Origin of the sequence: Catellatospora sp. NPDC049609 (genome assembly GCF_040675365.1) — a bacterium.
Lineage (GTDB): Bacteria > Actinomycetota > Actinomycetes > Mycobacteriales > Micromonosporaceae > Catellatospora.
This window is the reverse complement of record NZ_JBFAOU010000012.1, coordinates 87,380-94,856: the sequence shown is the minus strand read 5'-3', so window position 1 is coordinate 94,856 and position 7,477 is coordinate 87,380. Positions and strand designations below refer to the sequence as shown.

General features: G+C 72.5%; 8 protein-coding genes. All 8 read right to left on the bottom strand.

Annotated features, from left to right (window positions below):
- Nucleotides 1–180: 180 nt before the first annotated feature.
- A complete protein-coding gene (locus AB0J67_RS05995; RefSeq protein WP_363476731.1) occupies nt 181–969 on the bottom strand; it encodes an oxidoreductase in 789 nt (262 codons plus the stop codon).
- A 72-nt stretch (nt 970–1,041) separates the two neighbouring features.
- Nucleotides 1,042–1,551 carry a DinB family protein gene (locus tag AB0J67_RS05990; protein ID WP_363476729.1) on the bottom strand — a complete coding sequence of 170 codons (510 nt, stop codon included), beginning with the start codon at nt 1,549–1,551 and terminating at the stop codon, nt 1,042–1,044.
- 80 nt (nt 1,552–1,631) lie between these two features.
- Entirely contained in the window at nt 1,632–2,321 is a 690-nt protein-coding gene (locus AB0J67_RS05985; RefSeq protein ID WP_363476727.1) for a haloacid dehalogenase-like hydrolase, read from the bottom strand.
- An 83-nt stretch (nt 2,322–2,404) separates the two neighbouring features.
- Nucleotides 2,405–3,640, bottom strand: coding sequence for a hypothetical protein (locus AB0J67_RS05980; protein WP_363476725.1), 1,236 nt, complete (start codon nt 3,638–3,640; stop codon nt 2,405–2,407).
- A complete protein-coding gene (locus tag AB0J67_RS05975; protein ID WP_363476723.1) occupies nt 3,637–4,164 on the bottom strand; it encodes a SigE family RNA polymerase sigma factor in 528 nt (175 codons plus the stop codon). Before AB0J67_RS05975 ends, AB0J67_RS05980 begins: the two co-directional genes overlap by 4 nt.
- A 140-nt stretch (nt 4,165–4,304) precedes the next feature.
- Nucleotides 4,305–5,852: a long-chain fatty acid--CoA ligase gene (locus AB0J67_RS05970; RefSeq protein WP_363476721.1), complete on the bottom strand. Its 1,548-nt coding sequence runs from the start codon at nt 5,850–5,852 to the stop codon at nt 4,305–4,307.
- Nucleotides 5,849–6,295 (bottom strand): MaoC family dehydratase, encoded by a 447-nt coding sequence (locus tag AB0J67_RS05965; RefSeq protein ID WP_363476719.1) that lies wholly within the window; start codon nt 6,293–6,295, stop codon nt 5,849–5,851. The genes AB0J67_RS05970 and AB0J67_RS05965 overlap by 4 nt, the downstream gene beginning before the upstream one ends.
- Nucleotides 6,292–7,464 carry an acyl-CoA dehydrogenase family protein gene (locus AB0J67_RS05960; RefSeq protein ID WP_363476717.1) on the bottom strand — a complete coding sequence of 391 codons (1,173 nt, stop codon included), beginning with the start codon at nt 7,462–7,464 and terminating at the stop codon, nt 6,292–6,294. The genes AB0J67_RS05965 and AB0J67_RS05960 overlap by 4 nt, the downstream gene beginning before the upstream one ends.
- Between the last annotated feature and the right edge of the window lie 13 nt (nt 7,465–7,477).

The following is a 7,477-nucleotide window of genomic DNA, read 5'->3' as shown; positions in this document are numbered from 1 at the left end:
GGCGGAAGCCGCCGCCTGACCGCGCCGACAGGTGTACGAAATCCAGCGTCAACTTCTGGGTTGTCCGGACAACCCAGAAGTTGACGCACGGCGGCAGGCACCCTCCGGTGCGGTCAGCTGTCCTGACGGTGCCGCACGATCCGAACGACGCCCGGCACGGCATGCACCCTCAGGTCCGGGTCAGAGCGTCGTGATCGTGCCGCCGTCGATGACGAAGTCGGCGCCGGTCACGTTGCCCGCCCGGCCGCCGGCCAGCAGCACCACCAGGTCGGCGACCTCCTCGGGCTCGGTGAACCGGCCCGTGGCGGCCAGCCCCGCGACCTGCTTGGCCACGTCCTCGGCGGACACCCCGCCGGCCGCGCCGAAGCTCTTCGCGACGCCGTCGGCGCCGACCCACAGCGGCGTGCGCACCGGACCCGGGCTGACCGTGTTTACCCGGATCCCCTTCGGCCCGACCTCCTTGGACAGCGCCTTGGAGAAGTTGGTCAGCGCCGCCTTCGACGCGGTGTAGTCGATGATCAGCGGGTCGGGCAGGAACGCGTTGATCGAGCTGACCGTCACGATGCTGCCCGCGCCCCGGGCCAGCAGGTGCGGCAGGGCGGCCCGGGTGGTGCGGACCGCGGACAGCAGGTTCACGGTCAGCGACCACAGCCAGTCCTCGTCGGTCACCGACCCGAACCCGCCGAGCCGGGGCTTGACCGCACCGACGTTGTTGACCAGCACGTCCAGCCCGCCGTGCGCGGCGACCGCCTCGTCGATCAGGCGCTGCGGCCCGGCCGGGTCGGTGAGGTCGACCGCCACCGTGCGCACCGGACCCGCGGCGGCCAGCCCGGCCAGCTCACCGCCGGTGTCCCGGGCTGCCGCGACCACGGTCGCGCCCTCGCCCACCAGCGCCCTGACCACCGCCAGGCCGATGCCCTTGCTGGCCCCGGTGACCACCGCGACCTTGCCGGTCAGCAGCAGATCCATGACGTCTCCCCCCGACGCGCCCTGGTCCACGCTACGCGCGCCGGGCACGCCGGAGGTGCATATCAGGGCAGCTCAGGCACCCTTGGTGCCATCGACGAGTTCGCGCACCACGTCGAGGTGGCCGTTGTGGCGGGCGATCTCCTCGATGAGGTGGAACAGGACCCAGCGCAGGGTCACCGGCGCGTCGGTGCTGCGCACGTTCCGCTTCGACATCGTGTCCAGGTCGAGCGAGGCGACCAGCTCGCGGTAGCGGGCGCTCTGCGCGTCGTACTCGTCGAGCAGCTGCGCGATCGGGAAGTCCAGGGCGACGGTGAACTCGCGGTCCGGGTCCTCCTGCGTCCACGGGGCGGCGGTGTCCTCCTCGCCCAGCAGCATCACCTGGATCCACCAGTACTCCACCCAGCGCACGTGGTTGACCAGCCCGGCCACGGTCATCAGGGGCGAGTCGGGCAGCGGCGCCTTGCGCGCGTCCGCGTCGGAGATGCCCTCGCACTTGGCCCGCACGGTGGCGCGGGTGTAGTCGAGGAAGGTGGTCAGGGTGGCCCGCTCGTCCCAGCTGGACGGCATGTCGGTTCGCGTCATGCCTGCGATCATGCTGGCCGGGGCGGTGCCTGTCGAACCGGATACGACCCGGCCGAGCCCGCCCACCGCAACCCGCCCGCCTACGCCAGCGCCGCCCGCAGCACCGCGGCCGTGTCCGCCAGGGACGGCAGCACCGCGTCCGCGCCCGCGTCGGCCAGCTCCTCGGCGCTGCTGAAGCCGGTGGCGACGCCGATCGCGACCGCCCCGTTGGCGCGGGCCGCCTCGATGTCGTGCGGGGTGTCCCCGATCACCACCACCTGCCGCGCGGGCAGGGCCGCCGCGTACTTGGCCTGCGCCCGCTCGTGCGCCAGGCGCACCAGCACCGAGCGCACGCCGTCGTCACAGCCGTACCCGCCGACCTCCAGGTCGATCGGGTCCAGCAGGCCGAACGCGGCCAGCTTCTCGTACGCCGCCTGGCGGATGTTGCCCGTGACGACCGACTGCACGACGCCGTCCTGCCCGCCGAACGCGGCCAGCGCCTGCGCCGCCCCGGCCAGCGCCGCGCCGCGCGCCACCAGCTGCGGCCGGTGCGCTCGGGTGTGCTCGGCCAGGTGCGTGAAGAACTCCGCGACCAGCTCCGGCGAGGCCTCGCGGCCGTGCCACGCCAGCGCCGTGGTGAACAGCCAGTGGTCGGTGCGCCCGCCGAACTCCGGCAGCCGCTCCGGCGCGCTGCCCGTGGCCGCCAGGTACGCCGCGACGAACACGTCCCGGCCGACCCGCCCGCCGTCGATCAGCGTACGGTCGATGTCCCAGAGCACCAGGCGTCGCATCCCCCGACCCGACCACAGCCCCCGGGACCGTGTCAAGCCGCCCTGACGTGTGCCTTCGCGCACGTCAGGGCGGCTCGGCCGGGTCAGGAGCAGCGCCAGCGCAGCGGCACCAGATCCGGGTCGTAGTTCAGCTGCTGCAGGCCGATCAGCACCCGGCCGTCGTCGCTCAGGCCACTGAGGTAGGTGGGGAAGTCGGCCGTCTGCTCGGGCGCCGCCGGCAGCGTCAGCTGTGCCCCGGTTGCCGAGTTCAGGCGCGGCCCGCCGAGCCAGGACACGGTCCAGCCGTGTGCGTTGACGACGGCGGCGATCCCACCCCGGGGCAGCACGCCGACCTCACCGGTACGCAGGTTCCACAGGACGTCGACCAGGCGCGACTGCGTCGACGGCGCGATCTGCGGCAGCCGGGCCACGCCGGTGACCCAGCCGCCCCGGATGGCGACGGCCTGGGGCGCGGCGGCGGTGAGGCCGTCCACGGTCACCGACGCCGTCAGCGTCTGCCAGGTGCCGTCCGGGCGCAGCGCGAACGCATGCCATGCCTCGCGGCCACGGCTCGCGTTCATGATGATCGTGCCGTCGTCGTCGATGCCCGACACGGTCACGCCGCCGGGCCAGTCACCGGGAGGCAGCGGCAGCCGCTCCATCAGCGAGGTGGGCGTACGCCAGCGCACCGGGTGGGCCGAACCGTCCTTGCCGTTCCGCCCGCGGATGATCTCGGTGCCGATCACCACGCCGCTCTCGTTCATGTCGACCGCGTCGGCCTCGCCGCCCTGCAGCCTGGTGAACTTGCCGTCGCGGTACACCCAGACCGACTGCTCCCGCTGGTTGAGCACCGTCGCCGCCAGCACGGTGCCGGCGGAGTTGACGGCGCGCAGCCGCTGGTGCTGCCCGGTCAGCTTCAGCCGGCGCACCTCGTCGCCGTCCCAGAGGAGCAGGTGCTCCTTGATCGCGCTGCCGTCGACGCCCGCCGAGCCGATCACGTACCGGCCGGTCGGGTCGACCGCGTTGGCCGCGCCGCTGGTGAGCCCGTCGGGCAGTGGCAGCCGGTCCACCCGGCACGATGCGGGTAGCGCCGGCGCGGCGGCCGCCGACGGCGACGGCGACGCGGAGGCCGCCGGGTTGACGCCGGGACCCGCCCCGGACCCGCCACCAGGCCACAGGCTCCAGCCCGCGACCGCGACGACCGTCAGCGCGGCCGCGGTCGTGCCGACTGCCGTCCGCCGCTGCCGGTTCCGGCGGCTGACGGTCAGCGCCCGCTCGGTCACGTCGTAATGCCCGGCCCGGTCCCCGATGTCGGACAGCAGTTGCCTCAGATCGGTCATGCCGCCACCCCGCTCGGCTCCTTGATCAGTACGTGCAGCTCCGGGGCCAGCTGGCGCAGCCGCATCAGCGCGTGCGAGGTCTGGCTCTTGATCGTGCCGACGGAGACGCCGAGCGCCTCGGCGGCGTCGGCCTCGGACAGGTCCTCGAAGAAGCGCAGCACGATCACCGCGCGCTGCTTGCGGGTGAGCTTGGCCAGCGCCTGCTCCAGCAGCAGCCGGCGTACGGTCTCGGCGGCCATGTCCGGCCCGGCGCCCCGCTCGGGCGGCTCCGCCGTGGTCAGCTCGACCCGCAGGTGACGGCTGCGCCGCCACGCCGACACGTGCTCGTGGTACATCACCTTGCGCACGTACGCGTCCGGCACGCCCGTGCGGGACACCTTCTGCCACCGTGACGCCAGCCTGACCAGCGTGTTCTGCAGCAGGTCCTCCGCCGCGTGATGCTCGCCGGTCAGCAGGTACGCCACCCGGGACAGCCTGGCCAGTCGCGCGTGCACGAACTCGCGGAATCCTTCGTCGTCCGCCAACCCGTCACCTCCCCGTCCATAGGTCCGACCTTCCGACCCACCTACACGGGAAGCGGCACCGCCGAAGTTGGAACCCTAGGCGAAGAGAGTTAGGAAGGGCACCTTCCTATACCTATGCGGTTAAGAAGGTGCCCTTCCTTTCATTCGGACAGCAGGCGGCGGAGCTCGCGCTTGAGGACCTTGTGGCTGGGGCCCATGGGCAGCTCGTCGAGGAAGCGGACCTGGCGGGGGTACTTGTGCTTGCCGAGCTGGTCGCGGCACCAGTCGATGACGGCCTGCTCGGTGACCGGGCCGGCCTCGGGGCGCAGCACGACCACGGCGCAGATCTCCTCGCCGTGGGTGTCGTCGGGGACGCCGATGACCGAGACCAGCTCGATCGCGGGGTGGCGGGCGAGGACCTCCTCGACCTCGCGCGGATACACGTTGAAGCCGCCGCGGATGACGATGTCCTTCTTGCGGTCCACGATGGAGACGAAGCCGTCGGCGTCCTTGGTGCCCAGGTCACCGGTGCGGAACCAGCCGTCGACCACGGCCTGCGCGGTCGCCTCGGGGTTGTTGAGGTAGCCCGCGAAGACGTTGTGGCCGCGGATGACGATCTCGCCCAGCTCGCCGGTGTCGAGCAGCTCGATGCGGTCGTCGACCTCGGCGCGGGCGATCTCGACCTCGACGCCCCAGATCGGGTGGCCGACGGTGCCGGCGCGCACGCCGAAGTGCGGCTGGTTGGTGGTCGCGGTCGGCGAGGTCTCGGACAGGCCGTAGCCCTCGTAGATCGTGGTGTCGAACGCGGCGTTGAAGCGTTCCAGCACCGCGACCGGCAGCGACGCCCCGCCGGAGATGCACAGCCGCAGCTTCGGCAGGTCGGTGCGGCCCGCGGCGGCTTCGAGCAGGGCCACATACATGGTGGGTACGCCGTGGAAGACGTCCACCTTCTCCCGCACCATCAGCTCCAGCGCCGCCTCGCCGGTGAACCGGGCCAGCAGCACCAGGGTCGCGCCGAGCCGGAACGCGCCGTTCATGCCGACGGTCTGCCCGAATGTGTGGAACAGCGGCAGGCAGCCCAGCGCCACGTCGGTGGCGCGGGCGTCGTTGGCGTCGAAGCTGTTGACGGTCGCGTTCAGCACCATGTTGAGGTGGGTCAGCACGGCGCCCTTCGGCCGTCCGGTGGTCCCGCTGGTGTAGAAGACGACCGCCGGGTCGTTCGGCTCCCGGGTGACGTACGAGCGCAGCGGCGCGACCTGCGCGCTGAGCTGCTCCAGCCGGGCCGGGCCGGTGCCACCGGCGTCCAGGTCGGGGCGCGGCCCGACGCTGACCACGGGGATGCCCGCCTCGGCGGCGGCCGGCGCGCCCAGCGCGAGCATGCCGCTGTGGCACACGACTAGTTTCGCGCCGCTGTCGCGCAGCACGTACGCCGCCTCGCTCGGGGTGAGCAGCAGGTGCACCGGGACCACGACGCCGCCCGCGGCGAGGATGCCGTAGTAGGCGCGCGGGAAGTCGGTCACGTTGGGCGCGACCAGCGCGACCGGGTCGCCCGGCTGGACGCCCAGCTCGCGCAGGCCCGCGGCGTAGGCGAGCGCCTGGCGCCACAGGTCGGCGTAGGTCTCGCGGCCGAACGCGTCGATGACGGCGACCTTGTCCGGCCGGCGGCGGGCCGCCTCGGCCAGCACGGCGGCCAGGGAAAGCGTGCTCACGGCTCCTCCTCGAAGTAGATGCGGCTGACCGTCTCGGCGACGCAGCACGGTTTGTCCTGGCCGTCCGCACGAACGGTCAGCTGGGCGACCAGTTGCACTCCCCCGGCCCGCTCCCCGTCGGTGACGGGTTCGACCTCGGCGATACGGGCGAGCAGCCGCACCGCGGCGCCCACCGGGACGGGGGCCGGGAAGCGCACCCGGTTGACCCCGTAGTCGACGCCCAGCCGCACGTTGTCGAACCGGTACACGTCGCGGACCAGCATCGGCAGCAGGGACAGGGTGAGCCAGCCGGGCGCCGCCGCGCCCAGCCCTGCGCAGCGCGGCTCGCCGGTCGCGTCGGCGAACGCGTCGAGCCGCGCCTGGTCCACCCGCTGCCAGGGGCCGGGCCCGATGCACTGGCCGACGGCGGCGGCCAGTTCCTGCGCGCAGGTGAACACCCTCATGCCAGGTGCCCGCCTATCTTCGTGTACCCGCGCAGCAGGTCCCGCGAGATGATCAGGCGCTGCATCTCGTCGGTGCCCTCGTAGATGCGCAGCAGCCGCATCTGGCGGTACCACCGCTCCACCGGCAGCTCGCGGGTGTAGCCCATGCCGCCGTGGATCTGCATGACCTTGTCCACCAGGGTGTTGATCATGTTGGCGCCGTAGAGCTTCGCCATCGACGACGCGTGGCGCGGGTCCATGCCCTGGTCCACCGTCCACGCGGCCCGCAGCACCAGCCAGCGGGCCGCCTCCAGCTCGGTCTCCGAATCCGCGATCATCCACTGGATCGCCTGGTAGTCGGCGATCGGGCGGCCGAACGTGTGCCGGGTGTTCGCGTAGTCGACGGCCATCTGCAGCGCCCGCTCGCCGACGCCGAGGGCGTGCGACGGGATGATGTAGCGGCCCTTGCCGATCCACTTCATGCCCAGCTCGAAGCCCTGGCCCGGCTCGCCGAGGATGTTGCGGGACGGCACCCGCACGTCGTCGAAGACCAGCGAGGCCGGGGTCGCCGGGCCCATGGTGGCGATCGGCTCCGAGCGCCACCCCATCGCCCGGTCGACCAGGAACGCGGTGGTGCCGCCGCCGCGTACCCCCTTGTCCTTGTCGGTCACCGCGACGACGATCGCGAAGTCGGCGTCGTTGCCGTTGGTGATGAAGGTCTTCTCGCCGCTGAGGATCCAGTCGTCGCCGTCGCGGCGGGCGCTGAACTTGATGTTCGCCGCGTCGGAGCCGGCGCCCGGCTCGGTGATGGCGAAGCAGGACACCCGCTCGCCCTCGATGGTGGGCAGCAGGTACTCCGCCCGCTGCGCCGCGTCGGCGTGGAACAGGATGTTGTCGGCCTCGCCGCCGAACCGGAACGGCACCAGCGTGTGCCCGACCTCGGTCCAGATCAGCGACTGCATGACGGCGGGCAGGTCCATCCCGCCGTACTCCTCGGGGGTGGCCAGGCCCCAGAAGCCGAACGCGCGCGCCTTGAGCTGCAGCTCGCGCAGCTCGGAGCGCTCGATGCCGGGCTGCCCGGCCCGTTCGCGGCGCAGCAGCTCGTGCTCCAGCGGCACGACCTCCTTGCGGATGAACGCGCGGGCGGTGTCGCGGATCGCCCGCTCCTCGTCGCTCAGCGAGAAGTCCACTGTGGTCCTTTCG